Here is a 16,404-nt window from a genome sequence, read left to right on the forward strand (position 1 = left end):
GGAGATCGGTTCGTGTCACTTTCACAGAACCATTTTTACATTAACTTCACTGATCTCCTTCGATCAACGTGGTTTGCATTTTTCGCATGGATTCTTCTTTAAGTTCTAAGCAGCTTCAACAGGTAGCATAATCTCACCATCAAGACGTTTATTTACTGGAGCTTTTTAATGAAAAAAATAGCGCTGCCTTCGATGCTGTTTTTGCTCAGTTCAACAACATTGGCTTCCGATATGTCACTAGGCAACGTGGTTCCCGCAGAACAAACCGTGAAGCAAGGCGAATCATTTCAGATAACGCTGCCCGCCAGTCCGACCACGGGTTATCAGTGGATAATCCGCTCCGTTCCACCTCAGGTAGCACTGGTGAGCATGGAATACACCACATCCAGTGACTGTGCAAAGGGAATGTCGGGGTGTAGAGGGAATACCGTACTCAGCCTGACAGGTATCACACCAGGTAAGGGGAAAATGGTTCTTCAGTATGCCCGCCCGTGGGAGCTTCAGCACGATGACCGGCATTCTGACGTGTTAATTACTGTCGTCCCGACAACAGGAGGAGCTGCTGATACATTCTGCCATTCTGACAATATTCAGGCACATCTTGATGATAAGGAGGGGGAATTTACCGGTATGTCGCAAAGCGGTACGCTCTTGGTGTTACGCAACACCGGACACATTACCTGCACGCTGGAACCGTTGCCGGCACTGAGGTTTAAGGATGCTAAACAGCAACCTCTGACCGTGGAGCGACGCATTTCCCTCGGGATGCATCCGAGGCCGGTTCTGCTGCCGCCAGGGCAACAGGTTGCCAGCCGGCTACGTTGGGTAGCCAGCGATTCGTTTGAGGCCGGCAACTGCGTTACACCGGCGTTTGTTTCGCTGGAGATTAAAGACGAAACGTTGCGCATCCCATTTGGCCACATGATGTGTGCCGCAGCCGGCGATACCGCGTATTTTGACCAGGGGCCTCTGGGTATGATGAAATAGACTTTTCACCCTGACTGAGGAAGACCGGTTCACCACAACCGCCTATCCCCCCCATCGCTGTGCTTACGTATCTGGCTTGGTGTTTACTGGTAGCGCTGTGCATCGAGGTGAATGAAGCTGGTTCAGCAACACGTGTTTATCATACGCTAGCTGGCAAACGTCCAGAAACACAAGTTGTTTCCTCGAACGGTAACCGCCGATATTCTCTAGCTTCAGGCGCCAGGAAAATTCTATGGTTTCAGGGCCAATCTGCGCGGCAAGGTGGAGCTCATATTAGCCTGAGAAGGGTACAGACAGTGATATGAGCACCTTGCCCCTAATCTCCAAACTGAACATGCGAGGCAAATTGACGCGATTTTCGAAGGTTTAGTCCCAAATCTGTCCCATGAGGAAATCGGAAAGGCGGGGCCCGATAGGATTCGATATGGAATCTCAACTTATTGTTAAAAATAACAATCTATCATATTGTCATGCTCCCAATAATGCTCCCCACATTTTGCTGAACCCCACACATTGTTGACCCTGACCCCGAATATGCTCCAGTCATAATCAGGAATAACCGGCTTAATGTTGGTATGCACCTCGGTGCCTGGGTTATTGTGTCGATGATGGTTGCAGTTTGCTGTGTCGGTTTTTTTTCTCGGATTCTTTCGCATTTGTCCCTTCTCAGAATTATCATCCCGTCAGGCGGTACAGTCGCCAGGCAAAGCAGGGTAATCAAACACGATAATGTCACTCAGCACCAGACGAAATATCATCTTCTAGCGCCTCATACCCGGGGGTGGCAAATAACGTCACCGGGCCTGCTCGTCCTGAAAGGTCATCAGCACGCAGTGAGTGTAAGCGGCGTTCTTAGCTTCCAGGCTGTCGTTAATACCCCATTCAACAGCCTGCACGCCCTCGATGTGTTCCGGGATATGCGTCTCACGCACCGGGTCGATGGCTTCGGGTGAAGCGTCAACGGCGAACGTTATCAAACAAAATGTGGCGTATCATCGAAATCCTCCCTATAGCTTTTAGCGTCATTTTCTTTCTGGACAAGTCGCAAGTTGTAATGCTTTCTATCGGCGACCTGCCAACGGTGATTAACTGGTTTGATGTCGGGTATGATGAACTGCGGGTTTCTTTGTTTTCTGTTGGCACATTAAACCGATGTGAACGACACCAATGGTTTTACAGTGAGAGCAGAAAGATTGTGACTCAATGAGCGCACGGGCTTGTCATGGTAAAATACAGTCTCATCGCCTATCCCTTTATTTTACTACAAGACAAATAATAAATTGATAATGAAACTCATTCAGTGCACGCCGAGTGCGCCTGGAACATAAGCATGGCAGGCCGTAAAACGAGAAGACTAAAAGGTTGTGCTTTACGAAGCAGAACTCACTTATTTTCATGTTCAACATCATCGTGGGGAAAACTGCCCGAAATGCTTGACCTGCCGCGCTCTCGTTCTGATGTTTAAGTGGCATTGCCGTATTTGCCTCCTCCTTGAGGTGTTCCAGCCCGTTCCCAGTAGTTTTTTTCTTGACCTGCCACACCTTTCATATTCCGGTCTATAAATCGCGTTGTGTGCATAACTTCTAGAGAAGGCTTTAACCCCTTATGGGATCCTAATTTGATTGAAGAACCTATACTGCAAGCCCCGTTTTAAACAGGGTAATAATCAACTTTTAATAAGAGAACAATTTATGAAATCCATATTTAAAGTAACCGCAATTGGCTCTCTGCTGTCTATCGGCGTTTCCTCAGCCTATGCTGCGGGTAACAACACCAGGGTGGTCATTCAGGGCGACGTAGTGCCGGTATCCTGTGACATCGACTCAACGTCAGGTGCCGCGCCAGTGGACCTGGGTAACGCCATGCCCACCGACTTCACTGCAGGCGCCGGTATTTATGCAGGCTTCAAGACCTCCATCAAGAATCAGAAAGATTTCTACATCTGTCTGGGCGTGTGCAGCGGTACGGTAGTAGCGAACAAATTCTTGGAACTGCAAATCACCGACGCCCCATCCCTGCCGGGTTACCCAACCCTGCTGGGTGGCGGCGTCGGTTCGACCACCATGAGCTTTGGTTCCCTGCTGACCGGCAAGAAAACCCAGGGAGGCGCTGACGCACTTTTACAGCAAGGCGACTCCATTCAGGCATTTAAATATACATCTACCAATGGCGCGGAAGCGGATGGTGCGACCGTGAAGTTCACCTCAACCATGGCGACTGCAATCACCGCGCAGGTGGGCCATATGGTGGCTCCGGTGACCTTTTCACTGGCGTACAACTAAGCACTGGAAAACCCCCATCCAGGCGCGTTCCCTGGGTGGGGTTTTGTTATGGGTCGAGCGCACCAGGGGTTGCAGCATGACAACAAATAAACACAAAACATTACGCACCTGCCTGGCTATGTTTGCGCTGGCTTGCGGTGTAAGCCTTTTGGGTAGCGCACCCGTGCATGCCGCGGGTATTGGTCTGGGGGCGACGCGCCTGGTGTTAAATGCCCAGTCAGGGCAGACCACCGTTGGCGTTCGCAATACCGCCGCCTTGCCATACCTGGTGACTGCGCGCCTGTCGCGTACACTAGCAGGAAAAGAGAGTACGCCGTTTTTTGTCTCGCCACCTTTGCTGCGGCCTAGAGGGCGGGAGTAGCACCTTGTTTCGTATTACCGGAAATACCGCCTCGCTGCCACAAGACCGGGAGAGCGTCTTTTTCCTGACGGTAACCGGACTGCCATCCAGTAATCCGTTGTCACGTGACGATCATGGTGGGTTTTCAGCGGGTGGTGTTTGCCGTAGGAAGCACCATCAAGCTGTTTTACCGGACGGCCGGTTTGCCATCCTCGGCCTCGGAAGTGGCAAAAACATTGCGCTTCACGCGAGCAGGCGGACAGGTGCGGGCTGAGAATCGCACGCCCTATTACGTCAGCCTGATGACACTGAATATCAATGGGGGGGCGATAAAAATCGAGACCGGGAAGTCAGACATGGTTGCGCCCTTTGGGACTGCAAGCTGGGCAGTGGGAGCGCCATACCCAATGAGTCAGGCCGGCAAGGTGTCTTGGGCAGCGATGGTGAACCTGGGTGAGGTGGTCAATGGCAGTGCAACACTGCAGTAATGGTGCCGGGCGACGCACAAGAGTGGGCGATGATATGAAAAAGGCAACAAGGTCACACATCACGCCCTGGTGGGGGGGGCTGGTACTGGCAGGGGCATTGAGCAGTGGCGAGGCCCTAGCGGCCAACAGTGATGCCGGCACCTTCAGGCAAAAATCTTGCCGGGCACCTGCTCAGTGGCCTTGGACAGCCAGAAACAAACTATTGATTTGGGGCTGGTGGGGGCCGGCAGTATCACGACCGCCTCGGCTTTACTGACGTCCGACAGCGATCAGCAATACGTCGATGTGACCTGCACCGGTTACCCCACTGCGCTTTCCAAGCCCATGCTGAAGGTGACGGGGACGGATATTGGCAGCGGCGGTAATTCGCTGTTTCGTAACGGTGGCCCCAACCCCTCCACTTCACTGGGATTTCGGGTGCAGGCGGTGCAAAACGGTGCGACGCCGAACTGGGGCTCGGCTGACTACCTGGTCAAGGATCAGGGGTTTTTAGCCCTTCCGGCGGGCAGTAACGCCAGTGATGCCAAAATCCCGGTGCGCTTTAGCATGTGGTGCGTACCGGTAAGCCCCAAGACGGTCAGTGATTGCAAGTCTGCGGGCGTGGTCTCGGCGGCATTGACTTTTTCGTTTGACTATCAGTGACCTGATTGTTTCGGCATGGGGCAATGATAACGCGCAGCCCGCAAAGAGGAAGGAACAGAATGCAATATATGACACGTCACGTTAGAAGTGCGCTGCGGTCGTTACCGGCATGGGCTGCGGGCCTGATGCTGCACCTCTCTTTGGTCTCGGCGGCCCATGCATCAAACCCCACGACAAAGGTGGATGTGCCGGTGCAGGCGCTTATCACTCCCGCGCCGTGCACCGTCGCCCTGACGGGGTTGACCGGTGGCGTGCTGGACCTGGGGTCGCAGACGTCAGAAAGCCTGAGCACGGCCGGTGCGGCCGTAGGGGGCAAGAGTTTTAACGTGAGTCTGACGCAGTGCGGTGGCGATATCGGTACCACGGTGCCCACCATTACGATGAGCGGCGAGACCATCGGGCAGCGGTGACAGGCGGCGATTTCCTGTTCCGGGATGCGGCGTCCAGCACGGCGTCAAATGTCGGCTTTATTTTCCATTTTGGCGGCACGAGCGTGAAGTGGGCAGACACGGACACAACGACGAAAAAGAATCTCAAAAACAGTAGCATCATCACGTCGACCGCCAACACCGAAGGGGCAGTGCTCCCCTCCACCTGGAAAACCGCCGCCATTCCGGTGGGGGTTGCCGTTTCAACCGGCGGGAGCGCCAGCGGGTTGGTGGCGGGGGATTTGCAAGCCAAGGTGACATGCACGTTTGACTATCAGTAAATCACCCCATGCAGCGCAGTGACGAACACCGCCAAGCAAACATGTTCGATGAAAAGAGAAGCGAAGGCGATATCCCAATGAAGAACAACCGGTCGACTATAAAACACACTCTGACAGCGCGCGCTCGGCGCGCCGTCGACGCCTCCTTAGGGGGGCCTGCCGTATGTCACCTGCGTACTCCTGCTGTGGGGAGCTGGGGTTTGCGTGGGGGCACAGGCCGCCAACCCGCCCTCAATCACCACCACCTACACCGTGACCACGCAATCGGCCACCTGCAGCATGGCCCGTGCCGATGGCGGCACGGGGACTGTTGTGCTGGGGAATATCAAGCAGAGCGTACTCAATGACGCCGCCCTTAACCCGGCCAGGACGCAGGGGAAAGCGGTGTCGATGAGGCTGGCCTGTCAGGGAGACCTAGGGGCGAAGACACCGAAAATCAGTGTGTATGACGACAGCGTAGACACGACGGACGGTCGCCTGTACGGCAACAGCACGACTGCCGTTAACGGCGGGGCTACCAATGTGTTTTTTTTGCTAACGAAGACCACCACGCTGCATTTTGAGTTTCTGTACGAATAAAAGAATAGCAACGCGCGGGCACGGACCGGACGTCCTGTGTTTGGCGCGGAGCACGACATACCACAATAACCAGATACGGAACGAGGATGCATGAACCTGAGAAGAATCACCGTCACACTGGCTCTGACGGTATCGAACGGTGCTCTCAAGCGAATGCCTGGCAACAAGTGGGGGGACGTGCAACATCAATCTATCTGCTCGGTCGTGGGCCAGAACTGTCGACTACGGAGTAGTAGGCGATTCACTGAGGCAAACTACAGGGTACGCAATGCTAGCGTGGCCGAACGCTCCGACTGGCAATACCGTGTCTCTCACTCTAACGTCCAACCTAAGTGCAAACTGCAGGCTAGGGTGGTCGGCCTCGTTCGCACAAGGCACGACCTTCCCGTTAGGCACTGTCGTGCCAGCAACGAGTATCACGAAAGGTGTTTGCTCCTATTCGTACTCAGGAATACCCGCCCACCCTCAAGACGGCTCGCCGATAAATGATTCGACTTACCCGGGAAGCGTGTCTGGCACGCTGGCGTGGGACGTCAATGTCGATATCGGTTCCACGATAACCTACCCTAACCTCAACCTGCTGGTCTATTTCGCCCCAACCATCCAACATTATACCATAATGACCATTGGGGTAGGAGGAAATGGGGGAGCAGACCCGCCCCCCTCCAGTCGCGGGTGAGCCGCCCAACTGCACAGCACTCGTGGGAGTCGGCAGCGCCCCAGTATACGACTTCAATGCCACAGCCGGCACCGCTGGCAGCACGATGACAACCAGTACTCCTGTTGCGGCGCATGCATTGACCCTAAACTGCACTGCGGGCCCATCTGGCAGTGTCAAGGGCGCCGCCGTTCTTAGCGTGCTGTCGAACAATCCAGCCTGACCCTACGAACAAATAACAGCGACTGGCTCGGCCTACGCCTTGTCATGCCGTCATCAATGTCAGGCGCAACCACAGCAGCGGGCCAGACCCTAGGCTCACCCGTCAAGTGGAATGGCGCGACTGCCACCCCGCTCTGGACCTGGGACCTGCCGGCGCAGCAGCAAGCCAATGGCAAGGTGACGGTCTCCACCATCAACCTGCAACCGCAAATCTACCAGGTCGCTGCGGTTGACTCGACGCATGACGGTACACGCACGTACACGGTGACCTATTCGGTGACGATGCAGTAGGTCGCAATTGAATGGGCTGCATTCCGCGCACTGTCCGGCATTGGGCAAACCTGAACATTTTCTTTCTATCTGCAACACCAGCGAGGCAGTGCGCCAAACGTTAACATTTGCATACATTCGCTTTGATGGGTTGATAACGTTACTGCTTGTTACTATCCGCCGCTGGGAAACACCTCCAAGTGTCTAAATTTGTCGCTATTTTAGCGCGGACACACGTGGTGCGTATTTTCATGAACGGCGATCACCCAATAACATCCATTGAGATCGGGTAATAACAAAATACGCACGTGGCCTACATTGACGTCCGCCACCTCCCGGCAACACGCTGCTGGCTCATTAAGCAATGGAGGTAGAGTTATGCGTCAATTATCAATCGGTGTGCTGGTGGCGTCGCTGCTGGGTTTTGGGATGACTGCTGCTGTAGCAGCTCCAATGCCGACGGCTAGCGCTGATACATCCGGCGCGATCGCGCCACTCGTTGCACGTGGCCCCGGCCCAGTTATCAACCCGGAAGGCTCAAAGTACATGGAGGAGAAAAAAGCGGCGATGGAAAAACAAATGCCACAACACACCAAGCAGGGTAAACACCACAGTAAGAGTGAGAAGAAACATCACGGTAAAAAGCATCACAAGAAAAAAAAGTAACTGGCGGCAGGCGCGGCACATGCTGCGCCTGCATCAGTCCGCACGGCCTAGATTCAGGTTAGCCCGCATCACGATCCAAATAATCTTTCGATCCGCACCACATCGTGCCCCTGTGTTATCAAGCCGTTACCCCCAAGTCCACTCTTGAACTCGACCCCAATGGACGGATTGTCACTGGCAAGCCAGAGTCGGCATGATTGCCATCCTCTGTCATCCATGACCGAGGGGACAGGGGCGTCACCCGCTACGGGCAGGACACAAGCGACCGCGAATATCCCCGTACGGCGACAAGCACGTCAACCTGAACCAACCGGTAGAGTTGTACTTGCCAACGACAAGTACAACAACAAAGAAATAACGGATACACCTACTCATTCACACCAAGAAATTTAAAGTTACAGTCTGCAGATTGCTCAGAATGTAGGATCCATTGTCCCATCCTAAATCCCCTTGGTGTAACGGTAAGAGTATAATCAGCGCCTTCTTGCAACTGAATCATCTGTGCGCTAGCATCGCCAAAACCAGAAGCCAGCCTCAAGGCGACTGAGTCAACAGACTCGCCTACACCCAATTGTCGAGCCGCTGCCATATTGGAATTCCAGATCCAAAGGTATGCACCGGTATAACGGTGACGGAACCAACAACGCCCCGAATCGTCGTAAAGCATGTCCCATAGTGCAAATTGATTAAAAAGATCTAAGTTATTTGCATATTTTTTGTCACTTTCAGCCCAAACGCTGTCAGATTCGCCAGGATTAATTTTCTCGCTAGTAACAGTTAGCCATAAATTAGTGCTAACATTGTTAATGTAAATAGCTTTTTTATTCATGCCTCATACTCCTTGATATTCCATATAATTCATGCGGATGGTTTTCAATGTTGATTACGTTAAGCATTATCAGTTAGCTTTGCTGATCGTTATCGTTTGAGTTGAACATAAACTTGTGTGTCATTCCATTTTGTATATATCTTAGCCACTCCATACGCCCATTAGGGAATAATGATGGTGAAATATAAAAACGGGTGCGTACCAATAGCAAAGGCATCATGTTCTTAACATGATGCTTGTCACATTACCAACCTTCAGTAAAAGCACGTAAGGTCAAATAATTATCTGGGGGGGGGTAATCCCCCTGATTACTGAGCGGTTTTATTCATGTTATATAAATCATACAACATCCGGCTGGTGAGATTAGGGGATCGTTAAGTCAATACTACAGTGACTTTCCCATTTAAGATTCCCCCTATCTCCTGGCACATTATTCTCTTTTAGCAGGTACTGCTTATTCTCAAGGCGAACGATAGCCTAACGCACTGTGCAAATGCGTCATATCCAGATTCTTTACAGCTGAGCCCAGTGCAATCATCACTATCGCTGAAATCTTAACCGTTGTTTTCCCTTCGGTCAGAACATCACCCTCCGTGGAGATAACCCACACATGGGTACCACAACGCAGGTCAGACACGGCATAAACAGACACTCGTCGGGCATCCTCTCTAACTACCCTGGTGACATGCGCCTGGGCATCATCAATACCCGCCCCCCTCAGGGCACACAACCAGACACCCAGCATCGCCAGCAAAAACGTCATCCCCACAGAGGCCAGGACAGCGCTCATGCCGATAATGCGTTCATCCTCTTCGTCACCGGCCATTACACGCCCCTCAACTTGTTCTTCACAAAAAACCGCGCCAGGGCGATACTCGCTCGCAGAGACCGCCTCCCCGTTTGGCCGGTGACTGAACCACCGCACGCAAAACGAGCCCTTTTCCTGACAACAGGTCCAGCAAGATCTCATCGCGCAAGCATTCCCATGAACACCGCCAGTGCCGACCCGCGCACCGTAAAACAAGGGGGCAACCGCCCCCCTTCAGCCCATGCCGGCGATTACCCTGGCGTGACCGGCGGCTTCAGCACCGCATGCAAAACGGCCACCGTCAGGCCCTTTCCCGACAACAGTGCCTGCAGCTGCGCCGTCGCCTGGGCGTCCCCGTGCCGGGACCGGTTTCTGAGCGTGTCCACCACCACCTGCAGTTGCCCCAGCGCCGTGGTTGCAACAACCGGGGACAGAGGTGGCGTCGGGGGAGATGACGTACGGTGCACACACCCGCCCAGTACCCCAGCCATCAGCAGGATGCTGACTGCCCGCCACGCCCTCATCGTGCGCCTCGCGGGACAGCCGCGGCGCCGCGCCCATTCGCCTGCGACAGCAAGCCATCAAACAGCGCGTTGTGAATGGACTGGCACTGTTCGGCCAGGCGCGCCTGGTATATCTTGTCCATCACCGGCGGGATGTCGCCACCCAACTGGTCACGCAGGGTCAGGTAATGCGTGGCACGTGCTACCTCCGCGTCCAGCGCCGTCGACAGTTGCGTGTAGCGCGACGCATTGACGGCGTCCAGCATGGTCAGGTCGTCCAGGCAGCTTTCCAGCCCGCCCCCGTACAACCCGTTCAATGCCGTTCCCGCCGGGACCAACGCCGATGCCGCCTGCGCGCCCGATACCCCCAATACGCAGGCCAGTACGCCCCCTGCTATCCATAATGATTTGTGCATACATTCCTCTACTGTATTGAACGCCCCCACGCCGGTGGGGGCCCCTGTTGCCCTTCCCGTCAACCGACCAGGAGGGTGGCGACGCACACCCTGTCTTGCGTCACCTTCGATACCGGCACAGCATGCACACGGGGTGCACATCGTGCCGTACTACGCCTGCGCGCCGATGCTGACGGTGTATTTCATCAGGCTGTAGCCAAACAGCCCGTCCGGCAGGCGCTCCGGCGGGTAGATATCCGACGCAAAGCAGTACACCTCCATCACCCCGCCCCGGCCCCCCAGAAGCACCGCCTGCTGCAGCATGTAAGGCAGTTGCCCGTTCAGCGTCACCGACCGACTCCGGTCATCCCGAAGAACCTTCCCATCGAGCAGACTCTCCCGCACCGACAGTTGCAGGGTCTCCCCGGTCTTGACCGCCTGCGCGCCTTTTCGTGTCTGAACAAAAAACAGCGACCCGTTGCGTTTGAGTACCGTTTTCTTCGCCGTCACCGCCTCCAGACGCTTGATGCCCGCATCAAACCGCCCCTTTTCCTTGTCGGACAGCCGCTGGATAATCGCAGCGTACTGCGCGTTCAGCACCTTCCTGTCCAGTTTCAGCGTTCCCTGCACCCCGTCCGTCACACCGGCCAGCAGCACCATCGGGTCCGATGAAACCCCCAGGTCTTTCTGGAGCGCCAGGGTGCGGCGCAGGGTACTCGCCATCACCACGCCGCTGGCGTACGTCTGCTGTGACCGGGCATCCGTCAAGCTCACGGCAGGGGTGGGCGGTGACGTTACCGGCGCGACCGGTTTCGCCTGCGCCGCCAGCAGCGTCTGATGCTCTGTCGCCTGAGACCGGGTCAGGGACGCCACCTGTATGCTGAGCGCATCACGCTGTTGTGTCGTCGCCGCAAGCTGCGTCTGCAGCGCAGCATTCTGCTCGCTGAGCGTCTTTTGTTGTGTCGACGACGCGTCCGTCAGGGATGTCATCTTCGCCTTGAGTGCTTCCTGCTGTTGGGTCGCCGCCGTCAGTTGCGCCTGCAGCGCAGCATTCTGCTCGCTGAGCGTCTTTTGTTGTGCCGACGACGCGTCCGTCAGGGATGTCATCTTCGCCTTGAGTGCTTCCTGCTGTTGGGTCGCCGCCGTCAGTTGCGCCTGCAGCGCGGCATTCTGGTCGCTGAGCGTCTTTTGTATTTGAGTCTGAACCTGCTGCGCCTTGTCACCCTGCGCGTCCTGCTGCCGGGTCAGGGCGGCCAGTTGCGCCTGGGTGTGTTGCAGCTTGCCCGCCAGGGACTGCGCGGTGGCCTGCGCCTGCGCCAACTGCACTTTTTCCCCGGCCCGCTGCCGGTTGTCCGTCGTCACCACCGCCAGCTGCCCCTGCAGGGCCACCATCGCGTGCTGCCACAGGCGCGCCGCCGACGTCTGGTCGACCACCCGCTGCTGCAGCTGCGCCTTCACGCGCACCAGCTCAGCCGTCACCTGTTGTACCTGTGCGCTCTGGGCCGCCGTTTTTGCCGCCGCATCCGGCGTCTGCTGCGATTGCAGCGCGGTGATGCGCGCCTGCAGCGTCGCCACCGTTCCTTGCAGGTCCGCTTCCCGTTTTTTCGCCGCCGTAAGTCGGGTGTCCGCCGCGGCCGCAGCGCGTTGCCCTGCGGCACGTTCTGCCATCAGCCGGGCGCGAACCTGTGACAGGGCGACCGACGACGTACAGACCTGCCGCGGCAACGGCGGGTGAGTCGACGCAGGCTGCCCGGCCGGGGACGCCGGTCGCGCCCCCTTCACGCCCCTGTTGCTGCCGCTCACCGGCGTATCTGGAACCTGAACCCCCTGGATGGCCGACAAAAAATCGGCGCCGGTCTGCGTGGCCCCGGCGGGCGAGACGAAACACAGTACCCCACCCAACAGCCCCCCCATCCCCAAGCGCAACATGCGCGGCGCGCGCATCACGGTTTACTCCGTATCGGGAGACTGTCCCGACCCGGCATGTCGACTTTTTTCAACTCGGTCAGCAGCGATTGGGAAATCGCGTTGCAGGCATCATTGACCCGGTACTGGTACAAGGGGGTGATGGTGTCCGTGGTACCGCCCGACAGCTCACCGGCAATCGCGGCGTAATATTTCGCTGCCCGCAGGTGACGATAGAGCGCGTCCACTTGCGAGCGGTACGCACTCCCCAGCCGTGCCAGTTGATGCGCCTCAAACAGGCAGGTGTTAAGCGGCCCCTGACCGCCCGCAGGCAAGGGCATCGGCACCGTCTCGTCCCCTGCCGCCGATGGCGGCACAGCCCCCGACTGTCCGGTCCGCACGGGCCGGGCCGGCGCCGACGTGGTGATGACCGGCATCGCCACGGTTGTCGGTGGGTGCCCTCGCGAAGGCAGGGCGCACCCCGCCAGCCACAGTGCCACCACGCACGCCCCGACAGGCCGCATCCACCGCTCCCCCTGGCTGGCGCAGTGATGCAACAGCCCCCACCCGGTCGTTTTCTGTGCCCGTGTTTTCATCGTTGCTTTTATTTTCATCGTCGTTTTTACTTTCATCGTCAATACCGCCACCCTGCTCACCATTACGGTGACCACCATCCGCCTGTCTGACGGCGTCACCCAAGCCACCGCAACAAACAGGCCACCCCATAACCGACTGCCATCCAAAACCCTATACACACCACTACCAGTGAACCCCACACCCGCCGCACCGACCAACCGCGCTTGCCTTCCATCCTCACTCTCCCGACATTGCTTTACCTACCCCGCCCATCCGGCAAGGCGCGCCTGGTTGCCGCCAGGGCATGGCCCCTACGACAAACGCCGAGCGTCCGGCACCGAGAGCGAGCCGTTCACAACAATGACCAGCCGTCCGACATAGCGCAGCGTCTCCACCATCGCCAGATGCGCCCGCGGTGGTGAACCAAGATAAGTCCGGTATTGCACTGTCCCATTGACCCGTGTCAGCGTCCCGGGACGCACCACACCGTTTTTCACCAGCTCGATACGCAGCCCGCCACGCCCCAGGCGATTGACTGATGTCGACCACCCACGTCGCCCACCGGACCACACAGGCAACGAAGCTGCAGGCTCAGTGACCAGACGGACACTCAGGCCGGGGACGTTCGTCGCCGCAGCCTGATACCACGATTGCAGTTGCCGCCCGTCCCAGAGGCCCGCCTGAACCGGCACCCGACACCACCCCAGCACGCGCCCCTCCGGAATGACGACTGACGCCACCACCGTGCCAACAGGGAGAGCATCATTGACCGTCACGACGGCCGGCATAAACTGCCAGGCCGTCGTCAGCGTCATCGTCTGCGTCCCCGTCAGGCAGACCGCCGGCTCACTGGCGCGCACGGCCAGACTGACCAGCAACACCAGCCCCCAGGCAACGCGCCGCGCGCCACCCCACCCACTCATGCCAGGCGACCGGCACGTGAGCCACGCAAACCGCCCCGACTCACGCAGGCCGAGCGGCGCTGACTGAGCGCAGCCCGCTGCTCGGGGCAGCGACTCAGGTCATACGCCAGCAACCAGTGCCGTTCCGCCCGGCGCCAGAGTCCGGCCGTCTCGAGCCGTTCAGCCTCCTGAATGCACTCAGCCAGCGACAGCATGACACCCTCGCGTACCGCAGCCCCGTCGCCAGACAACCCGGACCACAAGCACCCCGCCAGCGCAGGGACGCGCCGAACAATGGCGACCGATGCCACGACGCTGCCTACGGCCCATAGAGCTGCCGGGTCATCGTCGCATCCGGTTGCGTGCTGTATTTACTGACGAAGCACGCGCGCTTTTTGCTGTCGCAGTGCACCCCGCTGGTCAGGGTGTAGCGACTGAGCTCATCCACGGACAAATCTTTCACCACCGCCTGCAGCCGCTGCTGGGCCGCCTGTCCCAGATACAGCGCGGTCAACCCCATGGAAATCCCCTGCTCATCCGCACAGAAATTCGCCCGGCGGTCGCACACCACGTGCTGACTACCCTTCGGAAAATAGACTGACGAGTCCGGGTGGTGCTTGCGCACACCGCCTGGCGCGGCAGAAGCCAATGTGATAAGCGAGGTACCTAACAGGACTGCCACGCTCAGTGACAGCAGAACCCACACCATCCGCCGTGATAGCGGGTACCCCACCGGGTGCGTTGCTTGTTTGTTTCTCATATTCCTCTCCCTTGCTCTTGACCGGGCACGGTGACACCGCCCCCCTTTTTTTTCGTCCCGCCCCCCCCTTCACCCATGACGGGACAGGAACCACAACACCGCAACAATCATCACCGCCGGCACCGCCAGCGGATACGCATGCAGCACATCGTCATAGGCTGCCACGCACACATCCACCCACGCCGCTATTGTCTCCATGGTTAACCTCGACGCTCCTGTATCCGTGCCAGCGCACGCAAGCACGCAGCCTGACGCGCCTCGCACCAATCCCGATTCGTGGCGGTCACGGCCAGGTCGCCGGCCCGCAGCCATTGCACGGCCGCGTCCCCGTACTCCCCCGACCGCTCAAGGGCTGCGGCTCGCCTGGCCACCACCTTATGACGCAGGCGGGTGGTGGGAAACTCCCCACGCCCCTCGCCCCTTAATATTGAACTCTCTGCCACTCCCGCGCCCCCCATCTCGCCAGCCGCAGCGCGGACAGCACCCCAAACTTTTTCATGGCGGACTGCCGCTGCGAATAGCAGGTTTTGGGACTGACACCCGACAGGTGGGCCTGCGCCTGTATCGAAACGCCATACACCAAAAAACCCACCAAGATCCGCACCTCGGTACGGCACAACCCCGACAGCAAACACCGGCCCCCCGGCGCCGTCAGCAAGGCTGACGGAATACGCCCGGCCAGCGCACGAGCGATGCTGCTGGGTTGGCTACACGCAGGCAACACCAAAATCCCCTCCAGCGAACTCTCCTGCTTGACCAGACGCCGAAGGGTGTCATACAACCAGGATTTCGGGACATCGGTCAGCAACAGGATGCCCCTCAACGAACGCCGCCCCTCCTGTGATTGCCGACGCAGGTACATCCGCAAAAACTCCAGCGCCTCCAAGAGCGGCCCTAGTCGCTCGGGCAATCGCAGCAGCAGCCGGGCGTCCAGCGACACCCGCTGCCCAGTGACGCACGCAGCGTCCTGCAACCAGGCTGCCACCGAGGGCCACATCCTGACCGTTGGCGCGGGCGTCATCGCTGCCATCAGCGCAGACAACCCCGCCCGCATATAGGAACACGGCGCAATGATGGCCACATGCTGCCACGCCCCCCCCCCCACCATTCGCTGCATCATGCCTCTCCCCGGGTCAGCCCGACCGGTGCTGCCAACAGCCCCCGATAAAACACGCCTCCCAACACACCGCCGACGATCGGCGCCACCCAGAATGCCCACAGCTGCGACATCCACGCCCCTCCGGCCAGCGCCGCAACGGCCGTGCTGCGCGCCGGGTTCACCGACGTATTGTCAACCGGAATACTGATGAGGTGAATGAGGGTCAGACACAGCCCAATGGCAAGCGGCGCAACTCCGGCGGGCGCTCGGCTGTCCGTTACCCCCATGATGACCAGCACAAAGACCGCGGTCAGCACCCCTTCTGCCAGCAACACCGACCCCACCCCGTACCCGGCCGGCGACAGCGCGCCGTAGCCGTTACAGGCAAAGGCGGTGTGCACATCAAACCCCGCCCCTCCCTGCGCAATCAGAAACAGAACGCAGGCTCCCAGCAGCCCACCGGCCACCTGCACCACGATATAAGGCATGACCAGGTGGCTTTTGATTCGCCCGCCGGCATACAATCCCAACGTAACGGCCGGGTTGAAGTGCCCGCCGGATATCGGCCCCAGCGCATACGCCATCGTGACCACCGTCAATCCGAATGCCAGCGCAACACCGACAGCCCCGTTGCCTCCCGACACCCCGCTGGTCGCCAGCACAGCGCTGCCGCAGCCCCCCAGCACCAGCCAAAAGGTCCCCACCGCTTCTGCCACTAATTTTTTCACCATCAATGAATACTTCATTCACCTCACTCCTTTTTTGCCCTGACCGCGCACTACTC

General features: G+C 57.9%; 22 protein-coding genes and 3 pseudogenes. 12 read left to right on the forward strand and 13 right to left on the reverse strand.

Annotation, left to right across the window (positions count from 1 at the left end):
- The first annotated feature begins 168 nt into the window (after positions 1–168).
- Complete coding sequence (locus tag ACJ8PN_RS24740; RefSeq protein WP_442535328.1) at positions 169–987, forward strand: protease inhibitor I42 family protein; 819 nt, start codon at positions 169–171, stop codon at positions 985–987.
- A 300-nt stretch (positions 988–1,287) separates the two neighbouring features.
- Positions 1,288–1,434, forward strand: a pseudogene (locus tag ACJ8PN_RS24745) (hypothetical protein); the annotation flags it as partial.
- A 347-nt stretch (positions 1,435–1,781) separates the two neighbouring features.
- Here ACJ8PN_RS24745 and ACJ8PN_RS24750 read toward each other — a convergent pair.
- Positions 1,782–1,964 carry a Dabb family protein gene (locus ACJ8PN_RS24750; protein ID WP_420277210.1) on the reverse strand — a complete coding sequence of 61 codons (183 nt, stop codon included), beginning with the start codon at positions 1,962–1,964 and terminating at the stop codon, positions 1,782–1,784.
- Between the two features lie 714 nt (positions 1,965–2,678).
- Here ACJ8PN_RS24750 and ACJ8PN_RS24755 point away from each other — a divergent pair.
- The 10 genes and pseudogenes from ACJ8PN_RS24755 (at position 2,679) to ACJ8PN_RS24800 (ending at position 7,843) form a co-directional block, all read left to right on the forward strand.
- Positions 2,679–3,269 (forward strand): hypothetical protein, encoded by a 591-nt coding sequence (locus ACJ8PN_RS24755; RefSeq protein WP_442535329.1) that lies wholly within the window; start codon positions 2,679–2,681, stop codon positions 3,267–3,269.
- Between the two features lie 118 nt (positions 3,270–3,387).
- Positions 3,388–3,630 carry a fimbrial biogenesis chaperone gene (locus ACJ8PN_RS24760; RefSeq protein ID WP_420277480.1) on the forward strand — a complete coding sequence of 81 codons (243 nt, stop codon included), beginning with the start codon at positions 3,388–3,390 and terminating at the stop codon, positions 3,628–3,630.
- Positions 3,590–3,715 (forward strand): annotated as a pseudogene (locus ACJ8PN_RS24765) (hypothetical protein); the annotation flags it as partial. The gene ACJ8PN_RS24760 and the pseudogene ACJ8PN_RS24765, both read left to right, overlap by 41 nt.
- Positions 3,716–3,743: 28 nt before the next feature.
- A complete protein-coding gene (locus tag ACJ8PN_RS24770; RefSeq protein ID WP_420277212.1) occupies positions 3,744–4,097 on the forward strand; it encodes a fimbrial biogenesis chaperone in 354 nt (117 codons plus the stop codon).
- A gap of 150 nt (positions 4,098–4,247) precedes the next feature.
- Positions 4,248–4,739 (forward strand): annotated as a pseudogene (locus tag ACJ8PN_RS24775) (fimbrial protein); the annotation flags it as partial.
- A 59-nt stretch (positions 4,740–4,798) separates the two neighbouring features.
- Positions 4,799–5,149: a fimbrial protein gene (locus ACJ8PN_RS24780; RefSeq protein ID WP_442535330.1), complete on the forward strand. Its 351-nt coding sequence runs from the start codon at positions 4,799–4,801 to the stop codon at positions 5,147–5,149.
- Complete coding sequence (locus ACJ8PN_RS24785; RefSeq protein ID WP_420277214.1) at positions 5,146–5,448, forward strand: hypothetical protein; 303 nt, start codon at positions 5,146–5,148, stop codon at positions 5,446–5,448. The genes ACJ8PN_RS24780 and ACJ8PN_RS24785 overlap by 4 nt, the downstream gene beginning before the upstream one ends.
- 204 nt (positions 5,449–5,652) lie before the next feature.
- A complete protein-coding gene (locus ACJ8PN_RS24790) occupies positions 5,653–6,027 on the forward strand; it encodes a hypothetical protein (RefSeq protein ID WP_442535331.1) in 375 nt (124 codons plus the stop codon).
- A 937-nt stretch (positions 6,028–6,964) separates the two neighbouring features.
- Entirely contained in the window at positions 6,965–7,198 is a 234-nt protein-coding gene (locus tag ACJ8PN_RS24795) for a hypothetical protein (protein WP_420277216.1), read from the forward strand.
- 357 nt (positions 7,199–7,555) lie between these two features.
- On the forward strand, positions 7,556–7,843 hold the full coding sequence (locus tag ACJ8PN_RS24800; RefSeq protein ID WP_420277217.1) for a hypothetical protein: 288 nt from the start codon (positions 7,556–7,558) through the stop codon (positions 7,841–7,843).
- A gap of 367 nt (positions 7,844–8,210) precedes the next feature.
- On the opposite strand, the gene ACJ8PN_RS24805 is transcribed toward ACJ8PN_RS24800, so the two are convergent.
- The 12 genes from ACJ8PN_RS24805 to aqpZ form a co-directional block, all read right to left on the reverse strand.
- The gene (locus ACJ8PN_RS24805) at positions 8,211–8,672 is read right to left on the reverse strand and encodes a hypothetical protein (protein ID WP_420277218.1); all 462 of its coding nucleotides are present in this window, start codon (positions 8,670–8,672) and stop codon (positions 8,211–8,213) included.
- 460 nt (positions 8,673–9,132) lie between these two features.
- Positions 9,133–9,498, reverse strand: coding sequence for a hypothetical protein (locus ACJ8PN_RS24810; RefSeq protein WP_442535332.1), 366 nt, complete (start codon positions 9,496–9,498; stop codon positions 9,133–9,135).
- Between the two features lie 502 nt (positions 9,499–10,000).
- Positions 10,001–10,399: a hypothetical protein gene (locus ACJ8PN_RS24815; RefSeq protein WP_420277220.1), complete on the reverse strand. Its 399-nt coding sequence runs from the start codon at positions 10,397–10,399 to the stop codon at positions 10,001–10,003.
- A gap of 150 nt (positions 10,400–10,549) precedes the next feature.
- Positions 10,550–12,325: a hypothetical protein gene (locus tag ACJ8PN_RS24820; RefSeq protein WP_442535333.1), complete on the reverse strand. Its 1,776-nt coding sequence runs from the start codon at positions 12,323–12,325 to the stop codon at positions 10,550–10,552.
- Positions 12,322–12,957 carry a hypothetical protein gene (locus tag ACJ8PN_RS24825; RefSeq protein ID WP_442535334.1) on the reverse strand — a complete coding sequence of 212 codons (636 nt, stop codon included), beginning with the start codon at positions 12,955–12,957 and terminating at the stop codon, positions 12,322–12,324. Before ACJ8PN_RS24825 ends, ACJ8PN_RS24820 begins: the two co-directional genes overlap by 4 nt.
- A gap of 213 nt (positions 12,958–13,170) precedes the next feature.
- Entirely contained in the window at positions 13,171–13,737 is a 567-nt protein-coding gene (locus ACJ8PN_RS24830) for a hypothetical protein (protein ID WP_442535335.1), read from the reverse strand.
- Positions 13,738–13,778: 41 nt separating this feature from the next.
- Complete coding sequence (locus tag ACJ8PN_RS24835; protein WP_420277224.1) at positions 13,779–13,976, reverse strand: PerC family transcriptional regulator; 198 nt, start codon at positions 13,974–13,976, stop codon at positions 13,779–13,781.
- A gap of 104 nt (positions 13,977–14,080) precedes the next feature.
- Positions 14,081–14,386, reverse strand: coding sequence for a YcgJ family protein (locus tag ACJ8PN_RS24840; RefSeq protein ID WP_420277225.1), 306 nt, complete (start codon positions 14,384–14,386; stop codon positions 14,081–14,083).
- A 204-nt stretch (positions 14,387–14,590) separates the two neighbouring features.
- Positions 14,591–14,719, reverse strand: coding sequence for a hypothetical protein (locus ACJ8PN_RS24845; RefSeq protein WP_442535336.1), 129 nt, complete (start codon positions 14,717–14,719; stop codon positions 14,591–14,593).
- Positions 14,720–14,721: 2 nt separating this feature from the next.
- The gene (locus tag ACJ8PN_RS24850) at positions 14,722–14,979 is read right to left on the reverse strand and encodes an ANR family transcriptional regulator (protein WP_442535337.1); all 258 of its coding nucleotides are present in this window, start codon (positions 14,977–14,979) and stop codon (positions 14,722–14,724) included.
- On the reverse strand, positions 14,943–15,641 hold the full coding sequence (locus tag ACJ8PN_RS24855) for a hypothetical protein (RefSeq protein WP_442535338.1): 699 nt from the start codon (positions 15,639–15,641) through the stop codon (positions 14,943–14,945). The genes ACJ8PN_RS24850 and ACJ8PN_RS24855 overlap by 37 nt, the downstream gene beginning before the upstream one ends.
- Complete coding sequence (gene aqpZ / locus ACJ8PN_RS24860) at positions 15,638–16,348, reverse strand: aquaporin Z (protein WP_442535347.1); 711 nt, start codon at positions 16,346–16,348, stop codon at positions 15,638–15,640. The genes ACJ8PN_RS24855 and aqpZ overlap by 4 nt, the downstream gene beginning before the upstream one ends.
- Positions 16,349–16,404: the final 56 nt, after the last annotated feature.

This window comes from Serratia sp. CY76391 (assembly GCF_052166695.1).
In the GTDB taxonomy this organism is placed as follows: domain Bacteria; phylum Pseudomonadota; class Gammaproteobacteria; order Enterobacterales; family Enterobacteriaceae; genus Serratia; species Serratia nematodiphila.